Here is a 26,099-nt window from a genome sequence, read left to right as displayed (position 1 = left end):
CATGCTCTACGCGCTCAAGATATCCACCCGCTACCTGACGGCGAGCAAGGCGCAGACCTTTCTGCTGGTGTTCGGCGTGGCGGTCGGCGTGTTCATCTTCATCTTCATGAGCGCGCTGATCGGCGGTCTGGCCGAATTCATCCTGTCGCGCACGGCAGGCGACCTCTCCCACGTGACGATCGAAGCGGAGGCCCGCGATCCCGACCTCCTGCTGCACGACGCAAAAGGCATCGTCATGCTCGTGCGGGAGAAGGACTCCTCGCGGGAGGCACGACTGACCAGCACCGACGCCTTCCTCCCCGTGATCGAACGGCTGGACGGCGTTACCGCGGTCTCGCAGCAGATCACCGGTGGCGGAGTGCTCAGGCGCGGCGCGCAGACGGCGCAGGTCAGCGTTACCGGGGTCGAGCCGTCCAAGGTCTCCGCCATCATCGACCTGGCGAGCTACCTCGTCGAGGGAAGCGTCGAACTGGGGGCCGGGAAGATTCTGATCGGCAAGAGGCTGGCGCAGGACATGAACCTGCGCCTAGGCCAGTCGGTCCGGCTCCTGGCCGACACCGGCATCGACCAGTCCCTGGTCGTCACGGGCATCTACGAGATCGGTTCGGGCGGACCGGACCGTCGCCAGGCCTATGTCAGCCTCGCCACCGCACGGACACTCTATGCGATGCCGCAAGGCATCTCGAAGATCGAGATCAAGCTGACGGACCTCTACGCCGCCGATGCGACCGCCAGGCGCATCGAGGCGATCACCGGCCTGCCGGCGACGTCCTGGACGGAGAACGCCGCCCAGTTGCTGGACGCGCTCGAGGCGCAGGCGCAGACAGGTCTCATGCTCAAGTCCTTCGCGCTGATCACGATCGTCATCGGCGTCGCCTCCGCGCTCCTGCTGTCCACTTACCGCCGCAGGCCGGAGATCGGGATCATGCGCGCGATGGGTGCGCCGCGGTCCTTCGTCGTCTTCGTGTTCGTGATGCAGGGAGCGATGATCGGACTGGCCGGCGGACTTTTCGGGGCCGGCGTCGGTTACGCGGTGCTTCTCGCCTTCCCCTCCCGCGACGCATTCCAGCCGGGCAATCTGCCGATCGACATCGCCCAGGGCGCCTACGGCGTGGCCATTCTGCTGACCGTCGTCAGCGCGACGCTCGCGGCGATCCTGCCGGCACGCGCGGCATCGCGGGTCGACCCGGTGACGGCGATCGGCCAATGAGCGAGGTGCTGGTCGACGTGCGCGATCTGTGGAAGACCTTCGGCGAGGGCGAGGCGGAAACGCGCGTCCTTCGCGGGCTCGCCCTGACATTGGCCCGCGGCGAGATGTCGGCGCTGCTCGGCCCTTCCGGGTCGGGCAAGAGCACGCTCCTGACCATCCTCGGCACGCTGATGCAGCCGACCTCCGGCAGCCACTGGATGCTGGGCGAGGACCTTGCGCGGGCGAGCGACAAGGACCTGACCGACTTCCGCAACCTGCACATCGGCTTCGTCTTCCAGTTCCACAACCTGCTGCCAGACTTTTCGGCGCTGGAAAACGTCATCTTCCCGACGGCGGTGCGCGAGGGACGCGAAACGGCGGCGGCGCGGGCGCGCGGGCGCGACCTCCTGGTGCGCATGGGCCTCGCCGATCGCATCCACTTCCCCTCGACCAGCCTGTCGGGCGGCCAGAAGCAGCGCGTCGCGGTCGCGCGGGCCCTGATGAACCGGCCGGAACTTGTCCTGGCGGACGAACCGACGGGCAATCTCGACCGGGCATCGGCGAACCAGGTGATGGACCTGATCGGCGAGATCAACCGCGACGAAGGAACGACCTTCCTGATCTCGACCCACGACGAGAAGATCGCGGCCCGGTGCCGTCGCCAGATTCTGGTCGGCGACGGCCAGGTGACCGGCTAGCGACCGCAGTTTTCGAAACACTGGGCTGGTAGCGACCCTCCGCGGCGCGCTTCGAAAACGACTCCCCTCAGGCGGCCGGTGCCGGAACACCGACCGTCGGCCACCAGATGGCGACCAGGCCGAAATAGATCAGGATGAGCCAGAACGCGGCCAGGAGGAGGATAACGCTCACCGGGGAGTAGCCCCAGCCGCGGCTGTAGGGATAGACCGGCACCGTTGCGGCAAAAAGCACGATGAGGATCAGGAGTACGAAGAGTCCCAAGTGACTGTCTCCGCTTGCTTGCTCTGTCGGACGTCAGACCCAGTAGCCGGCATAGCCGTAATAGTCGTGGAACCGTTCCTCGTAGGCCCGGTCGACCGTTTGCGCCGGATCAAATTCCGGAGCGTTGCGGATGCGGTCCCTGGTGAGATCGGTCGTCACGACCCGCTCGTCCCAACTCACCGCGCGGAACGACTTCGGTGACACCAGCGTCTGCTTGCCGGGCCACCAGTTCTTCGTATCCACGACCACATAGCGAAGCGTCCAGGTCTCCGCGTCGAGCAGGAAATCCTCGACATAGCCGATGTCGCCGTCCGAGGCGTGGATGTAGTAGCCGGTCACCTCCGCCACGGATCGCAGATGCGGATCGCCCCGGTTCACAGCCTCGGGGACGCCGCTTCCGCCGCTGCCGGGCGAACCGGCAGGATCGCCGGCCGGGATCGGGGCCAGCATGCCGGCGGCGGCTGCATAGGGAGGACCGAACCAGTAGGGCTGCCAGCCGTAATGGCCGAACACGTCATTCTCCTGCACCCGCGAGACGGGTGCGTCGGTGTCGATCGCGGGACTGTCCTTCACCTTCTGGCGGCTGATGCCGACGTTCAGGAGCCTGGTCGCCGGAACCGGCTCAGCGCAGGCCGCAGGGGGCAGCAGCACCTTACGGCCGGACAGCCAGCTTCCCGTGTCCACGACAAGCCAGCGGATCGTCCAGTCCTGGTCGTCGAACAAAAGGTCGTCCACCGCACCGATCTCGCCGTCGGTGGTCGAGATCGTGTAGCCGGTGAGGCTGGAGGCATTCCAGAGCATGGCGGGGATCCTTCTTCGTTCCTTCAGAACGCCCGCTCCCTTCATCCGTTCCGAACGGTGAAGGATGCAGAACCGGTCCGCCCCAACCTGCTGCTGGGGTCCTCCCTGGTCGGGCGTGCAGGCAGACCGGCGCGGACATGCCGGGTCCGGGAACTCCGGCAATCCAGGCCGAACCGCCGGTTACCGGATCGATGCCGGCGCCACCCGATCGTTCCCGCCGCGCCGGTCGCCGCGGCAGCGCCGAACGGCCGGGCTCAGGCGCCCTCATGCCTTGACACTCATCCGCATATCTTGTTTGGTCATACGACCAAGCAGGACATTCGTCCGTCGGCGACGCCCTCGCCGGTCGACGTGCAGAAGCGCCGGGAGGCCATCATTCTCGATCGATATAATCCCCTCGCCGGCTGGCAGGTCGACCGCCGCGAGATCCACTTCGTCGGACGCGACCTCGAACGCCCCGAATGCATCATCGCCGAGCGCGACGGAACCTTGTGGAGCGCCGACGGGCGCGGCGGGGTGGTGCGCATCGACCCCGACGGCAGCCAGACGCTGGTCCTCCAGTCGACCCGTGCGGTGAACGAGGCAAGCTCCTTCGAGGACCGCTACGTCAACACCGCCGGCAGCCTGCCGAACGGTCTCGCCATCGACACCGACGGCTCCTTCCTGATCGCGAATTTCGGGACCGATTCGCTCGAGCGCATGACCCGCGACGGGACGACGACGACGCTACTCGACCGGATCGAGGGCCAGCCGGTCGGCAAGGCGAACTTCGTCACGCGCGACAGCAAGGGCCGGCTCTACCTGACCGTCACCACGCGCATGGTGCCCTGGACGCGGCACGTCGAGACGATGAGCCACGACGGCTACATCGCGCTCATCGACGAGCGCGGCGCGCGCATCGTCGCCGACGGGCTGTGCGGCACCAACGAGCTGCGCTTCGACCCGGACGAGCGCTTCCTCTACGTCGCCGAGACGACGGCGCGGCGCATTTCGCGATTCGAGGTGCGCGACGACGGGACGTTGTCGGATCGCGAGACCTACGGGCCGGAAAACGTCGGCGGCTTCTGCGACGGCATCGCCTTCGATGCCTTCGGCAATCTGTGGAGCACGCTGATCATGGCCGACCGGCTGATCGCCCTGACGCCGAAGGGCGAGGTGCTCGTGCTGCTCGACGACGGCGATCCGGCCGGTACCAAGGCGCTCGACGCGGCATGGGCCGCAGGAACGGTCACGCCCGAGATCATGGCCGGCGCCACCGGGACGCTTTGCCCGTGGATGGCCAGCGTCACCTTCGGCGGCCCCGACCTGAAGACGGTCTATCTCGGCAGCCTGCGCGGCAGCCGCATCCCGGTGTTCCGCTCGCCGGTGGCGGGCCTTCCCCTGATCCACTGGTAACGGAAGGCCGCGCGCCCGCGAGGTAGCGTGGAAAAGGCCGCGCGTCCGCGGTGGCCGCCCTCCTCCTCCCGACGGGAAACGGGTCCCTCGCGGGACCCGTCCGGCAGTCGATCATGCCGCGCGGTCTACTGCTTCGGCGCGTGCTCCCAGATGTATTCGCTCGGGTCCGGAACCCGCGAGATGAATCCGAACTTCGCGAAGTGCTCCACCTCCTTGGCCCAGGCAGCTGCGTCGAAGCCCGCTTCGAAGGGCTGGATTTCGCGCGTCGCGATGAATTCCTTCGGCAGCTGGGTCTGCTGGCTGTCGATCTCGCGCACCTTGTCGGGGTTCTTGTTGGCGTAGTCGTAGGCAAGCGTCATCGCCTCGTTGAAGCGCTTCAGCAGGTCGACGTTCTCATCTGCCCAGGTCTTGTTGGAAGCGAAGAAGACCGCTGCCGAATTCTGCACCGCATTGTCGAAAACCTCGCGGAACTCCCGGTAGCCCTGCTGCACCGCCAGCGTGTAGAACAGACCGATCGGAACACCAGCGTCCACCGTTCCGGCCTCTATCGCCGCCAGCACGCCCGGGAACGGCAGGTTGACCAGTTCGACGTCGTCGCGCGTCATGCCGGCCGCCTCGAGCGCCATCAGCAGCGCGGTGCCCTGCGGGCTGGCGATCCCCGGCAGTCCGATCTTCTTGCCCTTGAGCTCGGCCATGGACTTGATCGGGCTGTCGGCCTTGAGCATCAGCCCGAACGTTGGCGTCGGGTTCTGGTCCTGCGCGTTGAGCACGGCCACGACCGGCATGCCGTTGGCGACCGCCGCCGTGAGCGGCGCGGCACCGGTCATGGCCACGTCCTTCTGGCTCGACATCAACTGTGCCAGCGCGCCGTCCGGCGAGGCGCCGACATTGATCTCGACCTTGATGCCGCGTTCCTTGAAGTAGCCGAGCTCGTCGGCGATGTAGAGCCCCTGGAACTGCCCGACCGGCGAGCGCTCGACGCGCACGGTCGTCAGGTCCTGGGCCGAAGCCGTGGCCAGGGCGCCGAAGCCCACTGTGCCAGCGAGCACGAGGCCAAGTGCCGTCCTGCGGTTCATTCTGAAGGTCTGCATGGTCAATCTTCCTCCCTTTGATCTGGTCGCCCGGCCCTTCCGGCCTTCGGACCGTTGAAGACGCCTAGGCCATGATCTGGCCGAGGACGCGGTTGCGGTATTCCACGAAGCGCGGATCCGACTTGGTGCGGATCTGGTCGCGGTCGTAGCCGAGGTCGATGTCGACGCAGTCGACGACGGTCGCGGGCTTGCCGGCCAGCACGACCACCCGGTCGGCGAGGTAGACCGCTTCGTCGATGTCGTGCGTGACGACGATGACGCTGATCTTCAGCCGCTTGCGCAGGGCCAGCACGAGGTCTTCGAGCCCGAGCCGGGTCTGCGCGTCGAGCGAGCCGAAGGGCTCGTCCATGAGAAGGATGTGTGCGTCGTAGGCGAGCGCCCGGGCGATCGCCACGCGCTGCTGCATGCCGCCCGAAAGCTGCCAGGGATAGCTCTCGGCGGCATTCTCCAGCCCGACGTCGGCGAGGCAGGCGAGCGCGATGCGGTTGCGCTCGGCCTTCGGCACGCCGCGCCCCTCGAGCGGGAAGGCGACGTTCTCCAGCGTGCGCATCCATGGCATCAGCGAGCCGCGATAGTCCTGGAAGACGAGGCCGATCTCGGCCTGCGGTTCGGTGATGACGATACCGCCGACGCTGACGCTGCCTTCCGATGGAGCGGCGAGCCCTGACAGGCAGCGCAACAGCGTCGTCTTGCCCACCCCCGACGGACCGACGATGCAGATGAAGGCACCCGGCTCGACCGTGAGAGTGAGATTGGACAGGATCGACAGCGTGCCATAGCTCTTGCCGAGCCCGCTCACCTCGAGCCTCTTTGCCTTCGACAGGGTGATCATGTGCGGCCCGTTCATTGCCCGTGTTCCCTCGCTCAGCCCGTCGCCCGGCCCGACGCGTCCGCATCCTGGAAGTACCAGGCGAGCAGCCAGCGTTCGATGCGCAGGAACAGGGTGCTCAGCAGGTAGCCGAGCAATCCGACGAGCAGCGTCCCGGCCCAGGTCTCGGCCATGGCGAAGCGCTGCTTGTTCTCGTTGATGTAGAAGCCGAGCCCGGCGCTGGCGCCGAAGAACTCGCTGATGACCATCAGCACCAGCGCGACCGCGATGGCGATGCGCACGCCGGCCAATATCTGCGGCAGCGCCGCCATCAGAAGCACCCGGCGGAAATAGAGGAGGCGTGGAATGCGGAAGGCGCGTGCCGTGTCCACGAGTTGCGGGGAGATGCCGCGCACGCCGTCGATCGTGTTCAGGCACACCGGCCAGAAGCAGGTCAGCGCGATGATGAAGATCTTTGGCGCCGAGCCGATGCCGAGGGCGATGATGACGATCGGCACGATCGCGGCCGGCGGAACCGAGCGCAGGAAGTTGAGGGTGGGCGTCAGCGCGCGCCGCACGGTCGCGTATTCGCCGATGAGCAGCCCGCAGAAAACGCCGAGCAGCACGGCGAAGAACAGCCCGGCGCCCATGTTGCCGAGACTGGTCGCCATGTCGCCGGGCAGGCTTCCCGTGGTGAGATCGCGCCAGAGAACCGACAGGATGCGCGACAGCGGCGGGAAGTAGAAATTCGTCGAACCGGACGATCCCACCAGCCAAAGCAGGAAAAGGCAGACCGGCAGCCACCAAAGCGCCGCGATGTCCAGGAGGCGCCGCGACAGGGCGCGTCTTGTCTTCGTCATGGCCATCACTCCCCCTTCCCGCGGCGGTTCCAGGCAAGCAACCGGTTCTCGACCTGCTCCCACAGCGACGTCAGGATCATGCCGAGCAGGCCAGCATAGAGGACGTAGGCGAAGGCCACCGCGACCTGGTTGTTGATGCGGGCGAGCGAGATCTGCTGCCCGAGGCCGGTGATCGGGATGATCACCTCCGTCCCGACGGCCACGAGGATCGACACCGACGTCGCGATCCTCAGTCCGGTGGCGATGAAGGGCGATGCGGCCGGCAGGATCACCTTGAAGAAGCGCAGACGGAAGGGGATGCGGAAGCTCCGGACCGTGTCGACGATGGTCGGCTCCATCCGCCTGGCGCCGTAAATGGTCTGCAGCAGGATGGGAAAGAAGCAGGCGATCGAGATCGACACGATCTTCATCTGGGCGTTGGCGCCGATGACCAGGACGAGGATCGGCAGGAGCGCGACCACCGGAAACGAGCGGCCGAAATCGAGCAGCGTGCGCGTGGCGCGCTCCACCGCGCCCGACATGCCGATGAGAATGCCGAGCGGGATCGCCAGCACCGCGGCGCACAGGATCCCGGCGACCGCGTCGCGCAGCGTGCCGGCCAGCGCCGCGACGAACTCCGGCCGGGCCCAGATCGCGACGAACTGGGTCGCCACGTCGCTCAGCGGCGGCAGGACGTCCGGATTGAAGGTGCCCATGGCATCGCCGAAGGCCCAGAGGGCCAGCACGGCCAGGGCGACCGCCGTCTGCTGGATGAGTGCCATCAGTCCGCTGCCCCTCCCCGGCCATGCCGCACCGGACGAAGCCGGCACGAACTCAATATTGATTGGTTGTCCAAGTAATGACGCCGATCGGCAGTGCTGTCCATGATTTTGCGAGACACCGCTTCCTCCCTGGCGCGTCAGCCGAGCCGGGCGGCGATGGCGGGCCAGGCGCGCTCGCCCGCGAGCCGCCCCGCATCCGCGGCGCCCGCGGGGATGTGGCTTTCGATCGCCGTCGCGTAGCTCGGCCGGCTGCGGCAGTGCGACAGCCAGGCGGCGACCGCCGGATACCTGCCGGTCCAAAGGTGCGCCATCCCGAGCCGATCGAGGCGGTCGACATAGGCGGTGAGGGCAAGGTCGGAAAGCGAGTAGGCGCTGCCATTGAGCCAGATCCCGGCGTCGAGTGCGGCCGCCATGTCGCGCAGCATGCCGAGCAGCACGTGCAGGGCGCCATCGACGAAGACCGATTCCACCCCGTTCTCCATCAGGTCGCGGCGCTTCGCGGCGGTCTGCGGATTGGGCGTCGAGGCGAGCCATGCCTCGATCTCGGCCGGTGTCCGCCGGGCCCGTTCCTGCTCACGGATCAACGTGGCGAAGGTCATCGAGTTGACGGCCTCGTGAATGGCCAGCGTCCGAACCAGCCAAAGCCGCGTCGCGACCTCCGCCAGGGGTTCGCGCGGCATCAGGCCACCGCCGGCGACGCGGTCGACATATTCGACGACGAGGCTCGACTCGCGCACCACGAGGCCGTCGTGGACGAGGGTCGGGACGACCGCGTCGGGGTTCAGCGCGCGGTACTGCGGCGTCATGTGCTCGCCCTTCGTCAGGTCGAGCAGGACGCTCTCGCAGGCGGTCCCGGTCTCGGCGAAGACGAGGCGGGCCTTCTGCGAGCAGACGCTCGTCGCAGCGTGATAGAGTTTCATCATCGTCCGCCCCGGTGAAAGCTGCGCGTGTCGCCCGAATACGCCCGAATCCGCTCTCAGTAGCCGATCGTGAAGCGCTGCCTGACGTAGCGCGGCATCTCGATCTCGTCGGCCAGCGCCAGCGCGAAGTCCTCGAAGGAGATCGACGTCGGCTTGCCCTCGGCCGTCAGCAGCATGTGGTCCTTGCCGTAGCGGAACTGTCCGGTGCGTTCGCCGGCGATGAAAGCGCGCGGCGGCGAGATGAACGTCCAGTCGAGATCCGTCGTCGCCTTCAGAAGGTCGAGCAGATCGCCCCCTCGCCGGGAATTCGGCTTGGCGAAATCGGGAAAATCGGGATGGTCGACCTCCTGCACACCGTCCGGATGCAGAAGGCTGCCCGCGCCGCCGACCACCACGTAGCGCTTCACGCCCGAAGCCTGCACCGCGGGCACCAGGACCTCGGGAGCGAGGTCCACGAAGCGGACCGAACTCACCACCGCATCATGGTCCTTCATCGCGTCGGCGAGCGACGCCTGGCTCCCATCCGTTCCCTTCGCCGTGACCCGCTCGTGCGCCGGCACGTTCTCGGGATGCCGGACGATGGCGGTGACCGTGTGGCGGCGCCCGAGCAGCTCCTGCAGCACGCGCGAGCCCGCCTTTCCGGTCGCTCCCACCAAGGCAATCTTCATGTCGAACTCTCCTCCGGTTGAAAGACGGCGCTGCCGTCAGATCGGCTCTGCGGCCAGCGTGATCATGGCGACGAGCATGCCCTTGTGGTCGGCCTCGGGCGAATGGTTGATCTCCCACTCGCCGACCTGGATGGATCCCTGGCTGATCGCCTTGCAGCGCTCGAAGCGCCGGCCGTGGAACGACTGGAACGCATCCTTCCAGTCATCGCGGCGGCCGAGCTCGTCGGCCAGAACGACGGCATCCTCGATTGCCATGCCGGCGCCCTGCGCCAGATGCGGCGTCGTGGCGTGGGCCGCATCGCCGATCAGGATCACCCGGTCGCGGAACCAGGGCTCGTCGACGAAGACGACCTCCATCGGCTTGTAGACCACTTCCGCCGGGTCGCTGATCGTCTCGCGCAGCTCGGCGATGATGCCGCCATAGTCCTTCAGCCGGTCGCGCATCAGCGCCGGCAGCTGGTCCTCGGGCATGCGCGGATTGCCGGGCTCGGCCGACGTGACGAACATGTACATCGTGTCGTGCGACAGCGGGCACAGCCCGGCATTGCCGTTCGGCGTCGGATAGGCACAGAGGTGATCCATCGCCTCCGGCCGCGGAAAATTGTGGCGCCAGACGGCCTGGCCGGTGAAGCGCGGGCGATAGCGGTCGCCGAAGAGAAGTTCCCGGACGCGGGAGTACAGTCCGTCGGCGCCGACCACGATGTCGTAGCGACCGCTGCGCCCGTCGGTGAAGACGACGTCGACGCCTTCGGCATCGGCCTCGATCGACGCGACGCTGGCCCCGAGCGTGACACCGGCGCCCCGCTTGCGCGCTTCGTCGACGAGCACGTTGTGCAGCGCCAGCCGCGACACGCCGAGATTGGCGGGATAATCCGGGCCGGCCAGGCGCAGCCCCGGCAGCTTCGCGAGCAGCCTGCCGTCCGGCCCGTAGAGGCAGGGGTTCTCGAATGGAAAGGCCGCATCGAGGTAGCGGTCGACGATGCCGAGATCGGCCATGGCGCGAACGACGTTGGACTGCTGGATGATGCCGACGCCGTAGACGGTCCACTCCTGCTTGACCTCGACGATGTCGACGGCGACGCCCCGGTCCCGCAGACCGATCGCGAGACAGAGCCCGGCGATGCCGCCGCCGACCACCAGCACGCTTTCGACACAAGCCATCAGATCCTCCCGCGATGCCTTCGCGAAATCTTGTTTATACGACCGACCAATTTTGGTAAAGGCCTTTGTGGCAAAGGGACACGTCACCATGAACCGGCTGGAATCGCGGTGCGCGATGCGCGTCGAAGCCCGCGGCCCGAACCGGCTGCTCCCAAGGAAAACCGGATTTCGTGCCGGCGAGACGTCTCCCAGCGCTCCGAAAGCTCAAGGCTTCGCCTTTGCGATGTCGCGACGCACGCGGCCTGGTCCAAACCCGGCTCGCAACGGCATATGCGCACGTTCTCCCATTGCGGATTCGATGCTTAACGGTGGATATTCCGCGGATCGTTGCCGTGATTCACCGATTGCTCTTAGGGTCGGCGGCGACGCGCCGATGCGGGTCGGCGGCATGACAGCGAGGCCGGGCGGCGCGCCCGAGGACGACGGACAGGTCGATGGGACCCGGCCGCAGGCAAGAGAGGATACGCCATGACCGTCAAGTCAGGTGCTGCAGCCAGACCGGCCGCGAAGCGGCAGCAGAAGCAGTCGACGGACAACACCCGCGACAAGATTCTCGACGCGGCGGAGACGCTGTTCGGCGACCGCACGTTCGATACCGTCTCCCTGCGCGACATCACCCAGCAGGCCGACGTGACGCTGGCGCTTGCCAGCTATCATTTCGGCACCAAGGAGCGGCTGTTTGCCGAGGTGGTGGGACGACGCGCCCACATCCTCAACCAGATGCGGCGCGAGCGCCTAGCCGCGATCGAGGCCGACGGCCGGCTCGACACCCGCAGCATCGTCGATGCCTTCATGCATCCGCTGTTCGAGCAGATGGCAAGCGGCCTGCCCGGCTGGTCGTCCTATCTCCTCATCCTCGCCCAGCTGGGACAGACGAACCGCTGGCTGCACCTGCTGCACGAGAATTTCGACGATACCGCGGAACTGTTCCTGTCCAAGCTGGAGCCCGCCCTCCCCGCCGTCTCGAGGCCCCTGCTCATGCGCGGATTCTCCATGGTGCTGGTGGCCATGCTCCAGACTCTGTCGCGCAATCGACGTCTGGATGCGCTGTCGGGCGGTGCCGTGACGGCGGACGATCTCGACGCCGCTTACGACGTGCTGCTTCAGTTCGTCGTCAAGGGACTGGAAGGGCTCGGCGAGGCCTGATCGCGCTTTGACACGACGCCGGCGGATCGCTATGGATTGGTCGACCGACCAATAAGGCTTTCCGCATGGCTTCCTCTCTCTTCTCCCTCCATGGCAAGGGCGCGCTGGTCACCGGCGCGCATCGCGGCATCGGCCTCGCCGTCGCCCGGGAGCTCGGCCGGGCCGGTGCCCGCGTGGTCGTCTCGTCCATCGACGAAGGCGGCCTTGCCGAAGCCCGGGAGTCGCTTGCCGGGGACGGCATCGACGTCACGGCGATTGTCTGCGACGTGGGCGACGACGGCGCGCTCGACCGTCTGGTCGCTGCGGCGGAAGCCTTTCTCGGCCGGATCGACGTGCTGGTCTGCAATGCCGGCATCAACCCGCATTTCGGCTCGCTGACGACCGCGACCGACGAGGAATACGATGCGATCATGCGCATCAACCTGCGCAGCACCATGCAGCTCTGCAACCGCGTCATCCCGGGCATGGCGGCGCGCCGCGACGGATCCGTGATCCTGACCTCCAGCATTTCGGGCCTGCGCGGCAACGGCAAGATCGGCGTCTATGCGCTGTCGAAGGCCGCCGTCGCGCAATTGGCCCGCAACTACGCCGTCGAGTTCGGACCGAACGGCGTCCGCACGAACGCCATCTCGCCGGGGCTGATCGACACGGAGTTTGCCAAGCCTATCACGGGCAATGCGGACATCCTCGGCCCCCGCCTCCTGAAGACGCCGTTGCGGCGTGTCGGCACGGTGGACGAGGTGGCCGGTGCGGCGGTCTTCCTGGCATCGCCGGCGGGCGCCTTCGTCAACGGCCACAATCTGGTCGTCGACGGCGGCACGACGATCGGCGACTGAGCGCCTCAGAAGTCGGCGCGCGGAACCGCGACCGCGTAGTGGCGCACCGCCGGCGGCTCGGCAAAGAACGGACCGACCAGCGCCCGCCATTCCTGGAAGAGTTCGGAGCCGCGGAAGTCGACCGTGTGGTTTTCCAGCGTCTGCCAGCGGATGACCGCCTCGTAGAGAGACGGCTCCTCGATGCAGCGCTGCAGGTGCAGGCCCAGGCAGCCCTCGGCGCGCCGAAACACTTCGACTGCCTTGCCGACCGCCGCTTCGAACTCCGGTTCGGAACCATCCTTCACGCGGATGGAGGCCACTTCGATGATCATCCTTCGGTCGTCCTTCTTTCCATCTACCAGGCAAGTGCGCCGCCATCGACGCGGAAGTCCGCACCGGTGACGTAGGTCGATTCGTCGGAGGCAAGATAGACGGCCATCCAGGCGATGTCTTCGGGTTGGCCGAGCCGGTCGAGCATCAGCTTCTCCTTCACCGCTGCGACGAATTCGGGTTTCTCGAGGACGGGCTTCGTCGCTCCGGTGACGATCATCCCGGGCGAGATCGAGTTGACCCGGATGCCGTGCGGAGCGCCTTCCATGGCGAGCTGTCGCGTCATGGACAGGACGCCGCCCTTGCCGGCGGTGTGCGCCAGCGCCGCCGAGCCCTTCAGCGCCACATAGGCGTTCACGGAGGCGAGATTGACGATCGAGGCATCGCTGCCGCCGGCGGCGAGGTGCGGCCAGGCGGCCTTGCACATCAGGAACACCGTATCGAGCTCGCCGGCCAGCGTGCGCCGCCAGTGACGCTCGTAGTCCATTTCCTCGATCCAGACGAAGTCGGCGACGGCTGCCGCGTTGACCAGCACGTCGATGCGGCCGAATTCGGCGCCGATGCCGGCGACGAGGTCGCCCACCGCGCCTGGATCGGTCAGGTCGGCCTGCCGGATGGCAAAGTCCAGCCCCTCTTCCTTCAGTTCCGTGCGTGCGCGTTCCAGCGCGGCGCGGTCGATATCCACGGCGGCGGCGCAGGCGCCGTGACGGGCAAACATCTTCGCGCAGCCCTCGCCGATGCCGCTGCCGGCGCCGGTGACGACCGCGACCTTGCCGGCCAGCCGATCCGAGAGTTTTCCGCGCGCAGGTGCCTGTCTGGTCATGCCGGCCTCTCCCTCAGCCGCCCGCGACCATCTCGGCCAGCCGCGCGTAACCGGGAATGTGGATCGAGGTACCGCCATCGGCGACGATCGTCTGGCCGGTGATGTAGCGCGCCTCGTCGGAGACGAGGAAGGCGACGGTGTGGGCGATGTCCATCGGATCGCCGAGATAGGGCGTGAGCGTCTCCTCGGTGACGATCTCGATCAGCCGCGGCGGCAGGTTGCCGAGCGCCGCCGCCGATCCCGTCAGGCCGGGCAGTACGGCGTTGCAGCGGATGCCGCGCTTGCCGTGCGAGGTGGCGATCGAGCGCGTCATCTGGATCACGGCCGCCTTCGACGCGGAATAGGCGGCCTGGATGACGTTGCCCTGGAGCGCGAGATTGGATGCGGTGTTGACGATGACGCCCGCGCCCTGGCCTTCCATGATCCGCAGCGCCTGGCGGCAGCACAGCATCGTGCCGCGCACGTTGACGCGGAAGGTGATGTCCCAGACCTCGGTCTCCATCGACGCCATGTCGAGATCGCGCCGGGCGAGATCGGGCGTCAGGATGGCGGCGTTGTTGTCGAGGATGTCGAGCCGCCCGTACCGCGCCACGGTTGCCTCGAACAGGGCTGCGACAGAGGCTTCCTCGGCGAGGTCGACGGCGACGGCCATCGCATCATGCCCGTCGCGCGCCAGCCCGTCGGCGACCGCCCGGGCACGGGACGGGTCGATGTCGGCGACGACGACGGCGGCGCCGCGCGCGGCGAGCACTGCACAGGTCGCCGCGCCGATGCCGCCGGCGCCGCCGGTCACGATGGCCACGCGACCCTGAAGGGATGACGACATGGATTTCCTCCTTTGGCCTAGACGGCAATCTTGAAGACGCGGCGGGCGGTCAGTTCGCTGATCTGCCGTCGTTCGGCGTCGGTCAGCGGAATGGCCAAGTATTCCTCGACCACCGCCTTCTGGTCCTCCATGGGGTGGTCCGCAGCGAACATGATGCGGTCGGCGCCCAGGATGTCGATGGCCGCGCGCATCGGCGCGGCGAAGTTCATGCCGCTGGTGGCGACGGTGAAATTGGTGCGGAAGTATTCGCTGGGCTTGCGGGGCAGAGGCGTCCTGCCGGTGACCCCGATCTCGAACGGGTAGCGGTTGTCGATGCGCTGGAGCATGAAGGGGATTCCCTCGCCGAGATGCCCGAGCACGATCTGCAGCTTCGGGAAGCGCTCGAAGACGCCGGCCGCGATCATGCGCAGGGCATGTGTTCCCGTTTCCACCGCATAGGCCCAGCCGACGGTGAAGCCGGTCATCGCCATGAGCCCGTCCCAGAGGCCGGCACCCGGTTCGCGCGGGTGGATGTAGAGCGGCACGCCGAGCGCCTCGACTGCCTCCAGCAGCGGGCAGAACTTCGGGTCGTCGAGATATTCATCACCGGTGTGAGAGTTGACGATCAGGCCCTTGAGGCCGAGCTTCGTCACCGCGCGCTCGAGTTCCTTCGCGGCCTCGGCGGGTGCCTGTGGCGGGGCGACGGCAAGCCCGGCGAACCGGTCCGGATGCGCCTTGATGGCCCCGGACAGGCTGTCGTTGGCCAGCCGCGCGAGCGACAGCGCCGTGTCAGGATCGAACTTCTGGACCCCCGGCGCCGAAAGCGACAGGATCTGGATGTCGACGCCGTCGGCGTCCATCTCGGCGATGCGGCCGGCACCGATGTCGAGCAGCTTCGGCATGAACGGACCTGCGATCGGCCCCGATTTCATGCTGGGCACGCCGCCCGCCAGACGGCGCAGTTCGTCCACCACCTCGGGGATGATGAAGCCTTCCTCCACAGAGATGAGTCTCGTCCTGGTCTGCGTCACGTCGTTCCTCCCGACCGCGTCGTCGTCCTCCCCGCACGAGGGCTGGCGAACGGGCGGCACGCTAAACCAGCCTCCGGACGGGTTCAATCAAATTCTGGTTAGTTGTATGACCAAAATTTTCTTGAATCAGCATCGGCGGTCGCCTATCCAAGGCAGGGATCCGAGACGGCCTGAGGCCGCGTCGCCAGCCAGGGAAGAAACGTCCATGTACGAGCGCCTGATATCGCAACTCGCCCATGTGCGGGTGGTCACGCCGAGGATCGAGGAGTCGCTCCTCTTCTACAAGGAAGTGCTTGGACTGGTGGAATCGAGCCGCGACGGCAGCTCGGTCTTCCTGCGTGGCTGGGGCGAGCATTTCCATCACAGCCTCGAACTGGTCGAAGGACCGCAGCCGGCACTCGGCCACATCGGCTGGCGCGCGCAGGGGCCGGAGCAGCTCGACGCGGCGGTGAAGCGCATCGAGGCGGCCCGCGCGGGCATCGGCTGGTTCGACGGCAATGCCGGCCACGGCAAGGCCTACCGCTATCGTGGCCCCGGCGGTCACGAGCACCATCTGTTCTGGGACGTCACCCGTTTCAGGGCCGAAGGCGACATGGCGCCGCTGTTCCCCAACCGGCCGCAGCGCTTCAGGCCGCGCGGCGTGGCGGCGCGCTCCATCGACCACGTCACCATCGCCACGGCCCATCCCGAGAAGGATGCGCACTGGTATCGCGAGACGCTCGGCCATCGCTACATGGAAGCGACGGTGGCCGATCCGGAGGCGAATTTCGGCGAGTTCGTCGTCTTCGGCATGACCACCGTCTGCGAGCGCTCGCACGACATGGGTCTCGTCGCCGACTTCTCCGGTGCCCAAGGACGCGTCAACCACATCGCCTACTGGGTCGACCAGCGCGAGGACCTGCGCCGTGCCGCCGACGTGCTGCTCGACGCAGGCATCGACATCGAATTCGGCCCGGGCCGGCACGGCATGGGCGAGCAGGACTATCTCTACTGCCGCGAGCCCGGCGGCATGCGCATCGAGCTGAACTCCGGCGGCTACCACAATTACGAGCCGGACTTCGAGACGGTGCGCTGGACGCCGAGCCAGGGCTCGAACGTCTACTACAGGAACCTCAAGATGCCGCATTCCATGCACGAGAGCTTCCCGCCCGTGGACATGTCGCAGGCGGCCGATAACATGGCGAAGACCACGCTCTTTGTCTGAACTCCCGATCCGGCCTCCCTCCAGCCGGACACCTTCGAGGCGGAGATCAGCGCATTTCCGCCTCGAACTTTGTCCGGCTTGCAAGGATGCGGGCGTCGTGCGCCTCGAGCCAGCGCAGCATGCCATGGACGAGCCCGACGAACTCGCGCCCCATCGGCGTCAGCGCGTAATCGACGCGCGGCGGCACCGTCGGCGTCACCGTCCGCTCGACCATGCCGTCGCGCTCCAGCGCGCGCAGCCGAAGCGTCATCATGCGCTGCGAGATCGCCTTTTCGGCCGATAGCGCGGCGATCAGGCGGCGCAGTTCCGCATGGCGGAAGGTGCCGGCCGACAGCACGAGCAGGATCAGCGTCGACCAGCGGTCGCCGAGCCGCGCCATCACCTCGCGCACCGGCGCGTCGCGATCGTGGTCATGTTGGTCCATGCGGCGCGCGAGGTCGGCGAGGCGCGCGCCGGCTTCGAACCCGGGGAGCCCTGCGGGCTCGACACGCAGCGCAGCGGCGAGCGCTTTGATCTTGGCCTGTCCGGCCGCACTCAGATCCGGCTCCTGCCGTGACACGTCCAGCCCGCGCTCCGACAAGCGGCGCTCCTCCACCCCGTCTTTCGATGCCTTATGGCGCGATACGGGCGAAGCCTCAAGCGCGGCTCAATCCTGGAAGTCGCCGCGGCGGATGATCTCGACCAGCGTGTCGGACGCGTCGAGGAAGAACAGCGCCATGGCCGGCTGCTTGACGCCGTCAAGGCGCGGATCGTCCTCCGCCTGCATCGGCACGCCATGGCCGCGCATGATGCCGACGATGCGCACGCCGCGCGCATGCAATGTCTCCGCGGCGGCCTGCACGTCCTCCACCGAGAAGGCGATGTGCTTGGTGCCGTGGGTGAGAAGGTCGGTGTTGGGCTTCAGCCGGTCCGCATGTGCCGGCACGGCGCCTGCCTTCTGGAACAGCTCGATGCGGAAACCGTCGCGCTTCAGGAAAGCCACGGTCGTCCCGATGCCTTTCAGCTCCGCCTTGAAATCGAGCTCGAATCCGAAGACCTCCGACCAGAAGGCGACGGCTTCGTCCATGTCGCGGACGCTGATGCCGACATGACACGGACGCAGGTCCGGAAAAAGTCCGTCGGCCATGGCTTACCCTCCCCCTCTCGAAACTCGGTGCCGCCCGGCCGATCCGCGATCGGCCCGGGCGGCTGTCACGGAGCAATTGCCCGCAAGGCTCAGGCCGCGTTCTTGCCGCCGTAGCGGCGCACGCGGATGTCAGCCTGTTCCTTGTGGCCGGAGAAATTCTCGATGGCGCAGAGCCGCGAACAGTATTCGCCGATCATCGCGCTCGCCTCGTCGGTGACGACCTCCTGGTAGGTGCAGGTCTTGAGGAATTTTCCGACCCACAGACCGCCGGTGTAGCGCGCTGCGCGCTTCGTCGGCAGCGTGTGGTTGGTGCCGATCACCTTGTCGCCATAGGCGACATTGGTGCGCGGGCCGAGGAACAGCGCGCCGTAGTTGCGCATGTTCTCCAGGAACCAGCGCGGCTCGTGCGTCATCACCTGCACGTGCTCCGACGCGATGCGGTCGGCTTCGGCGAGCAGTTCCTCGCGCGTGTCGCACAGGATGACCTGGCCATGGTCGCGCCAGGCGACGCTGGCGACGTCGGCGGTGGGCAGGCGCTCCAGCTGGCGCTGAATCTCGGCTTCGATCTGGTCGGCGATACGTTTCGACGTGGTCAGCAGGATCGCCGGCGAGGTCGGCCCGTGCTCGGCCTGGCCGAGCAGGTCGGTGGCGCAGATCTCGGCGTCCACCGTGTCGTCGGCGATGACCAGCGTCTCGGTCGGGCCGGCGAAGAGATCGATGCCGACCTTGCCGTAGAGCTGGCGCTTGGCCTCGGCGACGAAGGCGTTGCCGGGGCCGACCAGCATGTCGACCGGCTCGATGGTCTCCGTGCCAAGACCCATCGCCGCGATCGCCTGGATGCCGCCGAGCAGGTAGATCTCGTCGGCCCCGGCCATGGCCATGGCCGCGATGGTGGCGGCGGGCGCGACGCCGGCGAGCGGCGGCGTGCAGGCGATGACGCGCTTGACGCCCGCCACCTTCGCCGTCAGCACGCTCATGTGGGCCGAGGCGACCATCGGGTAGCGGCCTCCGGGAATGTAGCAGCCGACGCTCTCGACCGGCACATGCTTGTGGCCGAGCCGGATGCCGGGCAGCGTCTCGACCTCGATGTCGGTCATCGAGGCGCGCTGCGCCTCGGCGAAGCGCCGGATCTGCGCCTGCGCGAATTGGATGTCGGTGATCACCTCGTCCGGAAGGCTGGCGATCAGCGCGTCGATTTCGGCCTGGGACAGACGGAAGCGCTCCGGCGTCCATCTGTCGAACTTCTCCGACAGCTCGCGCACGGCCGCGTCGCCGCGCTGCGCCACGTCGTCGAGGATGGATTCCACGGTCGCGCGCACCTTGCGGTCGGCCTCGAGCGTGTCGGCGGCATCGGCGCCGGTCTTCAGATATCGGATCATGATTTCCTCCCGCCGCGCATGCGGCTCGTCCTTCTCATTCCGCAGTCCAGCCGCCGTCCACGACGATCGCGCTTCCCGTCACCAGGGACGCCGCATCGGATGCCAGATAGACCACCGCACCCATCACGTCCTCGACCGAACCGATGCGGCCGAGCTTGATCTTGGCCAGCGTCGCCTCGCGGAACGCGGCGTTCTCGAAAAACGGCTTCGTCATAGGCGTCTCGATGAAGGTCGGGCAGATCGAGTTGACGCGGATGCCCGCCGGCGCGAGTTCCACCGCCATCGCCTTGGTCAGGCCTTCGATGGCGTACTTCGAGGCGCAGTAGATCGTGCGGTTGGCAGCACCGACGAGCCCCATCTGCGAGGACATGTTGATGACGGATCCAGGCCGCTTCCCGGCAAGCAGCCGCTTCACGAAGGCCTGCGAGAGAAAGTAGGCCGCCCGCAGGTTCAGCCCCATCACCAGATCGAAATCCGCGACCTTTGCCTCCGCCATCGGTCCCGGCTTGTTGGTGCCGGCGTTGTTCACCAGGATGTCATGCGCCTCGCCGGTCTCCATGAACGCCGCCGCCGCGTCGAGATCGGTCACGTCGAGCGCGACGGCGGTCGCCTGTTCGCCGCGCGCGCGGATCGCTGCGGCAGCCTCCTCGACTTCGGCGCCGGTCCGGGCGACGAGCGTGACATGCGCCCCGGCCTGCGCCAGCGCCGACGCGCAGGCGAGACCAAGGCCGCGCCCCGCTCCGGTGACCAGCGCACGGCGCCCGTCGAGGCGCATGCTCGGCATTTTCGGCAGTTCCATTCTCATGCTCCGGTTTTCGCGTCCCACCGCTCTACCGCGTGCGCGAGGTCGGGCGCAAACCGCCCGTCCGTCAGGATGAATGCCATGCGGCAGATCGTGTCGGTCCGGTTCGTCCAGGCATGGATGGTGCCGCGCTGGACGACGACGTCGCCCTGCTTCAAATGAACTTCGCTGTCGTCGAGCAGCAGCACGATCTCGCCCGACAGGACGATGCCGTAGTCGATCGACTCCGTCCGGTGCATCAGCGGATGCCGGCCCGCCTTGTGGTGCTCGGCGTTCTCGGCCAGCCCCACCGCCGAGAACAGTTCGCGCGCCTGGTCCTTGTCGAGCCTCGGTCCCTCCAGCCCCTCCGGCGGCATGTCGACGATCCGGATCACCGTGCCGTTGCGCGGCGGAGCGGTGTCGGTACGGCCGAGCGTCGGCTCGTCGAAAGTCGGCTCGATGACGGCGGGCATCCGGGCGGTGTTCCAGATCTCGTGGAAGGCGAGGCCCGCCTGCATCGGACTGCGGACGATCACCGGCGGCTCGCCGTCGGTCAACACCACCGCCTTGCCCTGGCCGTCATGCCCGGTCACCACCCGTCGCACGGGAACGTAGCTCATGCGGAGGCTCCATGCACAGACCGGCCCGCGGCCAGCCCCAGCGCCCGGGCGGCGAGATCGGCGGCGGTTCCATCGTGCCGGAAGCCGAGACGGTCGGCGATCGGCGTGTAGAGGGCCGGGTAGGATCCGAACTGTACCTCCAGCCCCGGATTGGGCGCGTAGCTGACGCGGCCCCGGATCGCCTCGCCGAAATGCGCGGCAAGCCCGTCGATGACCTCGTCCATGGAAAGTCGCAGCGCCGGCAGGTTGAAGGCGCGTCGGGCACCGAGGCTCTCGAACGGCAGCCCTGCCGCGTGCAGCAGGTTGTCGACGCAACGCTCGCGCGACATGAACCATGAGGTCGATGCGCGCGAGACCGGGCACTCGAAGTCCTCCCCGGCAGCGAGCGCGTGGAATATGTTGCTGAGATAGGCCGAGAGATGGCCGCCGGCCAGGCGCGGCCGCGCCACGATCCCCGGCAGGCGCAGGGCGACGCCGTCGATCGTCCCGCGCCGGGCATGGTCGGTGAGCAGCGTCTCGGCCATCAGCTTCTGCGCGCCATAGCTCATCGTCGGCAGCGGGAGGGTCTCGTCGTCGACCCTGTCGGTCGGCAGCGGCACGCCGAAGACGCCGATCGTGGAGGCAAAGACCAGACGCGCCGGCCGCGCCTGCGCGGCCACACGGTCGAACAGCGAGATCATTGCCGCGCCGTTGGCCGCCCAGCCGGCGGCGTAGTTGCGCTCGGCAGCGCCGCCGGGCACGGCGGCGAGGTGGAACAGGACGTCGACGTCCCGCTCGAAGATCCTGTCGAGCAGGGCAGGATCGGCGAGATCGCCCGTTACCGCCCGGACCGCGCCCTGCCCTGCGGCAGAGCCCGTTGCCGACGGCGCCAGCGCGTCGACCGCCACGACCTCGGCGACGGGCTCCTCGCGCCCGGGCAGCCCGGCCGTTTCGAGCCGCTCCACAAGTGCAGAGCCGACGAACCCGCCGGCTCCGGTGACGACGATCCTCATTCGGCTCTCCTCCCGGCGCATGACGCGCCCTTCTTGATTGGTTGACCAAATAAGGGAAATCGCTGGCGCTGTCAACGATCATCGGTGCCTCAGCTGCCGGTTCGTCGCGCGCGCGTGAACCTGTCGCCGTGCGAGGAGGAAGACGCCTCGCGAAGGCACTGGCGTCGCCGGCGGGGCGGTCAGGCTTGACAAGGTTGGTCAGTTGACCAATTAGTCTCCGGCATTGACGCCGAGCGCCATCGGGAGGCAAGCACCATGTTCGAACCCTTTCCGGGAAACTACGTCTGGAACCTCTCGACGAACCTCGCCCTGATGTGCGGCGGCAACATCGGCGAAATCGACGAGGCCTGCCGGCCGATCCGCGAGGCGGCCGCGAAGGGCGAGGATGCGGGCACGGCCCTGTTCTTCGATTCCTGGGTGAAGGTGGCGCACCAGGTTCTGGCCAATGGCGCGGCGGACGAGGCGAAGGGCCGCGCGCTTTCCGCCGGCCTGAAGTACCAGCGCGGCGCCGGCTATCTCCTCGCCGCCGAGCGGATGCAGTCGCGCGACTATGCGCCGCGCTGGGAGGCCTACCGCAGGGGCCTCGACATGTTCCGCCGCGGGGTGGAACTGCAGGGTCTCGCCTGCGAATTCGTCGACATCCCGTACGAAGGTGCGAGCTATCCCGCGTTGTTCGTGCCGGCGCCCTCACCCGACGGGCGGCCGACGCCGGTGCTGGTCTCCTGCAACGGGCTCGATTCGATGAAGGAGCAGATCTTCGGTGCCGGCAACCCGGCGGCCTTCGCCGCCCGCGGCGTGTCCACGCTGGTCATCGACCAGCCTGGAACGGGGGCTGCCCTGCGTCTGGGCGGTCTCGTCGGACGGCACGATTCGGAGGCCTGGGCGTCCTGCGCCGTCGACTATCTCCTGACCCGGAAGGACGTCGATCCGAAGCGCATCGGCATCTTCGGCCTGTCGCTCGGCGGCTATTTCGCGCCACGGGCCGCCGCCTTCGAGAAGCGCTTCGCGCTCTGCGCCGTCATGGGAGCCAACCACGACTGGGGCGAAATGCAGCGCCGCCGCATGGCGCGCGAGGGCGACCGGCCGGTGCCGCATTACTGGGACCACGTGATGTGGGTCTTCGGCAAGAAGACCATCGAAGAGTTCATGGACTGGGCGCCGGCGATGGACCTGAACGGCGTGGTGGAGAAGATCACCGTTCCCTTCCTCGTCACCCACGGCGCGGGCGATCGGCAGATCCCCGTCGAATACGCCCACAAGAGCTACGACCAGGCGGTGAACAGCCCCAGGCGGGAACTCAGGATCACCACGGCGACCGACTTCGAGGTCGAGCACTGCGGCGCCGACAACGGCACCGTGCTGCGCGACTACATCGCCGACTGGGTGAGCGAGACCTTTTCTGAGATGTAAGGCGTCACGCCTCGTCCCAAGGGTTCACGACGCGCAGGCCGACGCCGCGGAACGGCGCCACGTCGCGCGTGGCGACGGCGAATCCGTGCTGGATCGCAATGGCGGCGATCTGTGCATCCGGCCCGGCGATGGCGATGCCCCGCGACCGCGCCTTGCCGAGGACGGTCGCGTAGATCCGCGCCGCATTCTCGTCGTAGGGCAAGATCCGATCAGGAAAGATCGCGTTCGTCAGGCTGTCGAGCACGAGTTCGAGAGTTTGGCGGCGACGCCCCACCGGCATCGTGGCCAGGCCGGCGAGCGCTTCCCCGACACTGACTGCGGAAAGAAAAAGCTGCTCGGGGGGATAGGTGTTGAACCATCGGGCCACCACGGGATTGCCGTGTGGCCTGATCGGCTCAGACAGGACGTTTGTATCAACCAGGATCATCAGCGTCCGGCCCGTCGAATTCAGGGCTGCCGAAGTCGACCGAGCGCGCCGGCGTCATGTCCCGCAACGGCTCGAACTCGCCTCCTGCCTCTCTGATCTTGCGCCCGAGTTCGAGAAGCGCGGTGCCCAGCCCGACCTTCGGCTGCTGCCCGAGAGCGTCCTGCAGGATCGACCGCACCTCCGCCTCGGCGCTGCGACCATGCTGCTTGGCGCGCCGTTTCAGCGCCTTGTGAATGTCGTCGGGAATGTTGCGTACGGTCATCGCCGCCATCGGCGCCTCCTCGTCTGACATCAAGCCAAGGGAAATGATATCACGAGCCTCCCGCCGAGGGAACAAACATGTGCCTTCTTCCCGCCCGGCATCGTGCAGGCTAGGCATTGGTCAGTCGACCAATAACGTCACAGGGAGGATTGCATGGGCGCGAAGTACGACGTCATCGTGATGGGTGCGGGCCATAATGGCCTGACGGCCGCGGCCTATCTCGCCAAGGCCGGCAAGAAGTTTCTGGTTCTCGAACGCCTCGCCTGGCCGGGCGGCGGCGTGGTGACCCGCGAGATCAACACGCCGGGCTACCGCCACGACCTGCATTCGAGCTGCCACATCATGATCCAGGGCAACCCGATGCTGACCGAGGACGAACTCGGCCTGATCGGCAGGCACGGCCTCGTCTACAATTACTCCGACGTCCCCTATGCGTCGATCTTCCCCGGCAACGAAACGCTGATCACCTACAAGGACCTCGACCGCGCCTGCCAGGAGATCGCCAGGTTCAGCGAGAAGGACGCCGAGACCTATCGCGGCTTCGCCCAGCGCTCCATGCAGATGATGCCGATGTTCGTGTCTGGCCTCTACGCGCCGCCGCTGCCCTTCGGGCCGTTCATGGCGATGCTCGATCCCTCCGACGAGGGCCGCGAGATCCTCGACGCGATGAACCGCTCCTCGCTCGACATCATCGACGACCTGTTCGAGGACGATCGCGTCAAGATCCACCTTCTGAAGCTCGTCACCGAGAACCTGCAGCTGCCCGACGAACTCGGCACCGGCATGGGCATCTACCTGATGCCCGGCATCATCCACACCTACGGCGTCTCGCAGCCGCTCGGCGGCTCGGGCGGGCTCACCGACGCGCTGGTGCGCTGCCTGGAAGCCCATGGCGGCGAACTGCGGCTCGAGGCCGAGATTGCAAGGATCACGGTGTCCGGCGGCAAGGCCTCCGGCGTGGTGCTGACCACCGGGGAGGCGTTGCAGGCCCGTGACGCGGTGATCGGCTCGATGCACCCGCATCTCCTGGGCAAGTTCGTCGACGGCGTGCCGGAGCCCGTGCTCAAGCGTGCGAAGCGCGTAAATTCCTCGACGCAGAGCCTGTTCGTCAGCCATTACGACCTGAAGGAGCGGACGGCGTACCATGCCGGCGAGGAGATCACCCGCTCCACCATGCTGGAATATTTCCCCTACGACCGCCTGTCGGACCTGCTCGACGACTTCGACCACCTGCGGCGCAAGCGCATCCCGCCGCGCCGGCTGCTGGGCGGCGGCGACGAGACGCATGGCGATCCCTCGCGCGCACCGGCAGGCGCCGGCATCTTCCACTCGATCACCATGGCGCCCTATGCCATCGCCGGAAAAGGCGCGGCCCACTGGGACGAGATCAAGGAGGAATACGCCGCCGAGACGCTGCGGCAGCACCAGCCCTTCATCTCCAACCTCACCAGCGACAACATCATCGCCGCCACCCACTGGTCGCCGCTCGACATGGAGCGGTCCTCGCCCAACTCCTTCGTCAACGGCGACATGCATGGCTGCGCACCGTTCCTCTATCAGACCGTCGGCCACCGCCCGACGCCCGACCTCGGCCAGTACACCGTGCCGGGCGTCGACGGGCTCTATCTCGTCGGCCCCTTCATGCATCCGGGCGGCGGGGTCTTCGGCGCGGGTCGCGCGACCGCCATCAAGATGTTCGACGACATGGGCATCGATTTCGACAAGGCGATCCGCTGATGACGGCCCCTACCGCGAAGAAGTCCGTCGGCGTGAGGATCGTCGACGGGTCGAAGAAGGAGCTGATGACCGTCTCGGGGATCGAGTGCGACGGCGACATGCTGGTGATCAAGGGCAAGATCTTCGGCACCATGCCGATGACGGCGAAGCTCTCGCCCGAGGAGGCGCGCAATGCGCTGAAAATGCTGTCGCCGAAACTGGTCTGGTTCCTGCTGACCTTCCTGTTCCGCTCCACGAAGGCGGATGCGGGGAAGCCCGCAAAGGGATAGGAAAGGTGGAGGCTGCCACTCCGTGGCAATGCGGTAAGAGCGCCCTCCCTCCGCCTGTAGCGCAGGTGACCCACGGTCCTATGCGGTAGCTCAAGTCAACCCCAGCCCTCATCAAGTCAGTTGCGCTTCGAGTTGTGCGAGCCTTGCGTTTGCGATGACGACGATCTTTCGCATGACGGCTGTGAGTGCGAGGCGCTTAGGTTTTCTGGCCTCGACGAGGCGCCGGTAGAAGTCGGCCAGCACGTTCTTGCCGCGCACGGCGGTCAGGGCGGCGAGGAATAGCATGGGTTTGAGTTCCCTTCGCCCGCCGCTGGTGGTGCGGTGCTTT

The 26,099-nt window shown here is 67.3% G+C and carries 30 protein-coding genes and 1 pseudogene; 9 read left to right on the top strand and 22 right to left on the bottom strand.

Annotated features, from left to right (window positions below; translation table 11 throughout):
- Position 1: 1 nt before the first annotated feature.
- Positions 2-1,210: an ABC transporter permease gene (locus tag N1F91_RS08800; RefSeq protein WP_289991519.1), complete on the top strand. Its 1,209-nt coding sequence runs from the start codon at positions 2-4 to the stop codon at positions 1,208-1,210.
- Entirely contained in the window at positions 1,207-1,887 is a 681-nt protein-coding gene (locus N1F91_RS08795) for an ABC transporter ATP-binding protein (protein WP_289991518.1), read from the top strand. Before N1F91_RS08800 ends, N1F91_RS08795 begins: the two co-directional genes overlap by 4 nt.
- A gap of 67 nt (positions 1,888-1,954) precedes the next feature.
- On the opposite strand, the gene N1F91_RS08790 is transcribed toward N1F91_RS08795, so the two are convergent.
- Positions 1,955-2,149, bottom strand: coding sequence for a DUF3309 family protein (locus N1F91_RS08790; RefSeq protein ID WP_289991516.1), 195 nt, complete (start codon positions 2,147-2,149; stop codon positions 1,955-1,957).
- A 33-nt stretch (positions 2,150-2,182) separates the two neighbouring features.
- On the bottom strand, positions 2,183-2,950 hold the full coding sequence (locus tag N1F91_RS08785; protein ID WP_289991515.1) for a PRC-barrel domain-containing protein: 768 nt from the start codon (positions 2,948-2,950) through the stop codon (positions 2,183-2,185).
- A 291-nt stretch (positions 2,951-3,241) separates the two neighbouring features.
- Between N1F91_RS08785 and N1F91_RS08780 the strand changes: the two genes are divergently transcribed.
- Complete coding sequence (locus N1F91_RS08780) at positions 3,242-4,345, top strand: SMP-30/gluconolactonase/LRE family protein (RefSeq protein ID WP_289991513.1); 1,104 nt, start codon at positions 3,242-3,244, stop codon at positions 4,343-4,345.
- A gap of 125 nt (positions 4,346-4,470) precedes the next feature.
- On the opposite strand, the gene N1F91_RS08775 is transcribed toward N1F91_RS08780, so the two are convergent.
- The 7 genes from N1F91_RS08775 to N1F91_RS08745 form a co-directional block, all read right to left on the bottom strand.
- Positions 4,471-5,436, bottom strand: a complete 966-nt coding sequence (locus N1F91_RS08775) for an ABC transporter substrate-binding protein (protein WP_289991512.1) — start codon at positions 5,434-5,436, stop codon at positions 4,471-4,473.
- 64 nt (positions 5,437-5,500) lie between these two features.
- Positions 5,501-6,283 carry an ABC transporter ATP-binding protein gene (locus N1F91_RS08770; RefSeq protein ID WP_289991510.1) on the bottom strand — a complete coding sequence of 261 codons (783 nt, stop codon included), beginning with the start codon at positions 6,281-6,283 and terminating at the stop codon, positions 5,501-5,503.
- 17 nt (positions 6,284-6,300) lie between these two features.
- Complete coding sequence (locus N1F91_RS08765) at positions 6,301-7,104, bottom strand: ABC transporter permease (protein ID WP_289991509.1); 804 nt, start codon at positions 7,102-7,104, stop codon at positions 6,301-6,303.
- A gap of 5 nt (positions 7,105-7,109) precedes the next feature.
- The gene (locus N1F91_RS08760; protein WP_289991508.1) at positions 7,110-7,865 is read right to left on the bottom strand and encodes an ABC transporter permease; all 756 of its coding nucleotides are present in this window, start codon (positions 7,863-7,865) and stop codon (positions 7,110-7,112) included.
- Between the two features lie 137 nt (positions 7,866-8,002).
- Positions 8,003-8,788 (bottom strand): glutathione S-transferase family protein, encoded by a 786-nt coding sequence (locus tag N1F91_RS08755; RefSeq protein ID WP_289991507.1) that lies wholly within the window; start codon positions 8,786-8,788, stop codon positions 8,003-8,005.
- A 53-nt stretch (positions 8,789-8,841) separates the two neighbouring features.
- Positions 8,842-9,453: an NAD(P)H-binding protein gene (locus N1F91_RS08750; protein WP_289991506.1), complete on the bottom strand. Its 612-nt coding sequence runs from the start codon at positions 9,451-9,453 to the stop codon at positions 8,842-8,844.
- Positions 9,454-9,489: 36 nt separating this feature from the next.
- A complete protein-coding gene (locus N1F91_RS08745) occupies positions 9,490-10,614 on the bottom strand; it encodes an FAD-dependent oxidoreductase (protein WP_289991505.1) in 1,125 nt (374 codons plus the stop codon).
- A 468-nt stretch (positions 10,615-11,082) separates the two neighbouring features.
- Here N1F91_RS08745 and N1F91_RS08740 point away from each other — a divergent pair, with 468 nt between their 5' ends.
- Positions 11,083-11,760, top strand: coding sequence for a TetR/AcrR family transcriptional regulator (locus N1F91_RS08740; RefSeq protein ID WP_289991504.1), 678 nt, complete (start codon positions 11,083-11,085; stop codon positions 11,758-11,760).
- A gap of 65 nt (positions 11,761-11,825) precedes the next feature.
- A complete protein-coding gene (locus tag N1F91_RS08735; RefSeq protein ID WP_289991503.1) occupies positions 11,826-12,596 on the top strand; it encodes an SDR family oxidoreductase in 771 nt (256 codons plus the stop codon).
- Positions 12,597-12,601: 5 nt separating this feature from the next.
- Here the strand turns inward: N1F91_RS08735 and N1F91_RS08730 are convergent, their stop codons facing one another.
- Genes N1F91_RS08730 through N1F91_RS08715 form a run of 4 tightly spaced genes read right to left on the bottom strand, consistent with a single transcriptional unit; the run spans position 12,602 to position 15,564 of the window.
- Positions 12,602-12,907 carry an antibiotic biosynthesis monooxygenase family protein gene (locus N1F91_RS08730; protein WP_289991501.1) on the bottom strand — a complete coding sequence of 102 codons (306 nt, stop codon included), beginning with the start codon at positions 12,905-12,907 and terminating at the stop codon, positions 12,602-12,604.
- A gap of 23 nt (positions 12,908-12,930) precedes the next feature.
- On the bottom strand, positions 12,931-13,728 hold the full coding sequence (locus tag N1F91_RS08725) for an SDR family oxidoreductase (protein ID WP_289991500.1): 798 nt from the start codon (positions 13,726-13,728) through the stop codon (positions 12,931-12,933).
- Positions 13,729-13,741: 13 nt separating this feature from the next.
- Positions 13,742-14,554: an SDR family NAD(P)-dependent oxidoreductase gene (locus N1F91_RS08720; RefSeq protein ID WP_289991499.1), complete on the bottom strand. Its 813-nt coding sequence runs from the start codon at positions 14,552-14,554 to the stop codon at positions 13,742-13,744.
- Positions 14,555-14,571: 17 nt separating this feature from the next.
- Positions 14,572-15,564: an amidohydrolase family protein gene (locus N1F91_RS08715; RefSeq protein WP_289991498.1), complete on the bottom strand. Its 993-nt coding sequence runs from the start codon at positions 15,562-15,564 to the stop codon at positions 14,572-14,574.
- Between the two features lie 205 nt (positions 15,565-15,769).
- Between N1F91_RS08715 and N1F91_RS08710 the strand changes: the two genes are divergently transcribed.
- Complete coding sequence (locus N1F91_RS08710; RefSeq protein ID WP_289991497.1) at positions 15,770-16,768, top strand: VOC family protein; 999 nt, start codon at positions 15,770-15,772, stop codon at positions 16,766-16,768.
- 46 nt (positions 16,769-16,814) lie between these two features.
- Here N1F91_RS08710 and N1F91_RS08705 read toward each other — a convergent pair whose 3' ends face one another.
- The 6 genes from N1F91_RS08705 to N1F91_RS08680 all read right to left on the bottom strand — a co-directional run bounded on the left by N1F91_RS08705 (position 16,815) and on the right by N1F91_RS08680 (position 21,666).
- Complete coding sequence (locus N1F91_RS08705; protein WP_289991495.1) at positions 16,815-17,348, bottom strand: helix-turn-helix domain-containing protein; 534 nt, start codon at positions 17,346-17,348, stop codon at positions 16,815-16,817.
- 66 nt (positions 17,349-17,414) lie between these two features.
- Positions 17,415-17,894 (bottom strand): VOC family protein, encoded by a 480-nt coding sequence (locus tag N1F91_RS08700; RefSeq protein ID WP_289991492.1) that lies wholly within the window; start codon positions 17,892-17,894, stop codon positions 17,415-17,417.
- 89 nt (positions 17,895-17,983) lie between these two features.
- Positions 17,984-19,273: a histidinol dehydrogenase gene (gene hisD, locus N1F91_RS08695; RefSeq protein WP_289991490.1), complete on the bottom strand. Its 1,290-nt coding sequence runs from the start codon at positions 19,271-19,273 to the stop codon at positions 17,984-17,986.
- 34 nt (positions 19,274-19,307) lie between these two features.
- On the bottom strand, positions 19,308-20,072 hold the full coding sequence (locus tag N1F91_RS08690; protein ID WP_289991488.1) for an SDR family NAD(P)-dependent oxidoreductase: 765 nt from the start codon (positions 20,070-20,072) through the stop codon (positions 19,308-19,310).
- A 2-nt stretch (positions 20,073-20,074) separates the two neighbouring features.
- A complete protein-coding gene (locus N1F91_RS08685; protein ID WP_289991487.1) occupies positions 20,075-20,674 on the bottom strand; it encodes a cupin domain-containing protein in 600 nt (199 codons plus the stop codon).
- Positions 20,671-21,666, bottom strand: coding sequence for an NAD-dependent epimerase/dehydratase family protein (locus tag N1F91_RS08680; RefSeq protein ID WP_289991485.1), 996 nt, complete (start codon positions 21,664-21,666; stop codon positions 20,671-20,673). The genes N1F91_RS08685 and N1F91_RS08680 overlap by 4 nt, the downstream gene beginning before the upstream one ends.
- A 255-nt stretch (positions 21,667-21,921) precedes the next feature.
- Between N1F91_RS08680 and N1F91_RS08675 the strand changes: the two genes are divergently transcribed.
- Positions 21,922-23,076, top strand: coding sequence for an alpha/beta fold hydrolase (locus tag N1F91_RS08675; protein ID WP_289991484.1), 1,155 nt, complete (start codon positions 21,922-21,924; stop codon positions 23,074-23,076).
- Between the two features lie 4 nt (positions 23,077-23,080).
- Here the strand turns inward: N1F91_RS08675 and N1F91_RS08670 are convergent, their stop codons facing one another.
- Positions 23,081-23,503 (bottom strand): type II toxin-antitoxin system VapC family toxin, encoded by a 423-nt coding sequence (locus N1F91_RS08670; RefSeq protein WP_289991483.1) that lies wholly within the window; start codon positions 23,501-23,503, stop codon positions 23,081-23,083.
- The gene (locus tag N1F91_RS08665; protein ID WP_289991481.1) at positions 23,490-23,774 is read right to left on the bottom strand and encodes an Arc family DNA-binding protein; all 285 of its coding nucleotides are present in this window, start codon (positions 23,772-23,774) and stop codon (positions 23,490-23,492) included. Before N1F91_RS08665 ends, N1F91_RS08670 begins: the two co-directional genes overlap by 14 nt.
- 144 nt (positions 23,775-23,918) lie before the next feature.
- On the opposite strand from N1F91_RS08665, the gene N1F91_RS08660 reads away from it, so the two are divergent.
- Complete coding sequence (locus N1F91_RS08660; protein ID WP_289991480.1) at positions 23,919-25,502, top strand: NAD(P)/FAD-dependent oxidoreductase; 1,584 nt, start codon at positions 23,919-23,921, stop codon at positions 25,500-25,502.
- Positions 25,502-25,771 (top strand): hypothetical protein, encoded by a 270-nt coding sequence (locus tag N1F91_RS08655; protein WP_289991479.1) that lies wholly within the window; start codon positions 25,502-25,504, stop codon positions 25,769-25,771. The genes N1F91_RS08660 and N1F91_RS08655 overlap by 1 nt, the downstream gene beginning before the upstream one ends.
- A gap of 111 nt (positions 25,772-25,882) precedes the next feature.
- Here the strand turns inward: N1F91_RS08655 and N1F91_RS08650 are convergent.
- Positions 25,883-26,099: pseudogene (locus N1F91_RS08650) on the bottom strand (IS110 family transposase); the annotation flags it as partial.

Origin of the sequence: Aquibium sp. ELW1220 (assembly GCF_030398385.1) — a bacterium.
Taxonomy (GTDB): Bacteria; Pseudomonadota; Alphaproteobacteria; order Rhizobiales; family Rhizobiaceae; genus Aquibium.
The sequence above is the reverse complement of the archived record's forward strand: the minus strand, read 5'-3'. Positions and strand labels throughout refer to the sequence as shown.

What these genes read in the sequence shown, in the direction of transcription:
- N1F91_RS08800 (WP_289991519.1), top strand. Translation starts at nt 2, where the DNA reads ATGCTCTACGCGCTCAAGATATCCACCCGCTACCTGACGGCGAGCAAG.
- N1F91_RS08795 (WP_289991518.1), top strand. Translation starts at nt 1,207, where the DNA reads ATGAGCGAGGTGCTGGTCGACGTGCGCGATCTGTGGAAGACCTTCGGC.
- N1F91_RS08785 (WP_289991515.1), bottom strand. Translation starts at nt 2,950, where the DNA reads ATGCTCTGGAATGCCTCCAGCCTCACCGGCTACACGATCTCGACCACC.
- N1F91_RS08775 (WP_289991512.1), bottom strand. Translation starts at nt 5,436, where the DNA reads ATGCAGACCTTCAGAATGAACCGCAGGACGGCACTTGGCCTCGTGCTC.
- N1F91_RS08770 (WP_289991510.1), bottom strand. Translation starts at nt 6,283, where the DNA reads ATGAACGGGCCGCACATGATCACCCTGTCGAAGGCAAAGAGGCTCGAG.
- N1F91_RS08765 (WP_289991509.1), bottom strand. Translation starts at nt 7,104, where the DNA reads ATGACGAAGACAAGACGCGCCCTGTCGCGGCGCCTCCTGGACATCGCG.
- N1F91_RS08760 (WP_289991508.1), bottom strand. Translation starts at nt 7,865, where the DNA reads ATGGCACTCATCCAGCAGACGGCGGTCGCCCTGGCCGTGCTGGCCCTC.
- N1F91_RS08755 (WP_289991507.1), bottom strand. Translation starts at nt 8,788, where the DNA reads ATGATGAAACTCTATCACGCTGCGACGAGCGTCTGCTCGCAGAAGGCC.
- N1F91_RS08750 (WP_289991506.1), bottom strand. Translation starts at nt 9,453, where the DNA reads ATGAAGATTGCCTTGGTGGGAGCGACCGGAAAGGCGGGCTCGCGCGTG.
- N1F91_RS08745 (WP_289991505.1), bottom strand. Translation starts at nt 10,614, where the DNA reads ATGGCTTGTGTCGAAAGCGTGCTGGTGGTCGGCGGCGGCATCGCCGGG.
- N1F91_RS08740 (WP_289991504.1), top strand. Translation starts at nt 11,083, where the DNA reads ATGACCGTCAAGTCAGGTGCTGCAGCCAGACCGGCCGCGAAGCGGCAG.
- N1F91_RS08735 (WP_289991503.1), top strand. Translation starts at nt 11,826, where the DNA reads ATGGCTTCCTCTCTCTTCTCCCTCCATGGCAAGGGCGCGCTGGTCACC.
- N1F91_RS08730 (WP_289991501.1), bottom strand. Translation starts at nt 12,907, where the DNA reads ATGATCATCGAAGTGGCCTCCATCCGCGTGAAGGATGGTTCCGAACCG.
- N1F91_RS08725 (WP_289991500.1), bottom strand. Translation starts at nt 13,728, where the DNA reads ATGACCAGACAGGCACCTGCGCGCGGAAAACTCTCGGATCGGCTGGCC.
- N1F91_RS08720 (WP_289991499.1), bottom strand. Translation starts at nt 14,554, where the DNA reads ATGTCGTCATCCCTTCAGGGTCGCGTGGCCATCGTGACCGGCGGCGCC.
- N1F91_RS08710 (WP_289991497.1), top strand. Translation starts at nt 15,770, where the DNA reads ATGTACGAGCGCCTGATATCGCAACTCGCCCATGTGCGGGTGGTCACG.
- N1F91_RS08700 (WP_289991492.1), bottom strand. Translation starts at nt 17,894, where the DNA reads ATGGCCGACGGACTTTTTCCGGACCTGCGTCCGTGTCATGTCGGCATC.
- hisD (WP_289991490.1), bottom strand. Translation starts at nt 19,273, where the DNA reads ATGATCCGATATCTGAAGACCGGCGCCGATGCCGCCGACACGCTCGAG.
- N1F91_RS08690 (WP_289991488.1), bottom strand. Translation starts at nt 20,072, where the DNA reads ATGGAACTGCCGAAAATGCCGAGCATGCGCCTCGACGGGCGCCGTGCG.
- N1F91_RS08685 (WP_289991487.1), bottom strand. Translation starts at nt 20,674, where the DNA reads ATGAGCTACGTTCCCGTGCGACGGGTGGTGACCGGGCATGACGGCCAG.
- N1F91_RS08680 (WP_289991485.1), bottom strand. Translation starts at nt 21,666, where the DNA reads ATGAGGATCGTCGTCACCGGAGCCGGCGGGTTCGTCGGCTCTGCACTT.
- N1F91_RS08675 (WP_289991484.1), top strand. Translation starts at nt 21,922, where the DNA reads ATGTTCGAACCCTTTCCGGGAAACTACGTCTGGAACCTCTCGACGAAC.
- N1F91_RS08670 (WP_289991483.1), bottom strand. Translation starts at nt 23,503, where the DNA reads ATGATCCTGGTTGATACAAACGTCCTGTCTGAGCCGATCAGGCCACAC.
- N1F91_RS08665 (WP_289991481.1), bottom strand. Translation starts at nt 23,774, where the DNA reads ATGGCGGCGATGACCGTACGCAACATTCCCGACGACATTCACAAGGCG.
- N1F91_RS08660 (WP_289991480.1), top strand. Translation starts at nt 23,919, where the DNA reads ATGGGCGCGAAGTACGACGTCATCGTGATGGGTGCGGGCCATAATGGC.
- N1F91_RS08655 (WP_289991479.1), top strand. Translation starts at nt 25,502, where the DNA reads ATGACGGCCCCTACCGCGAAGAAGTCCGTCGGCGTGAGGATCGTCGAC.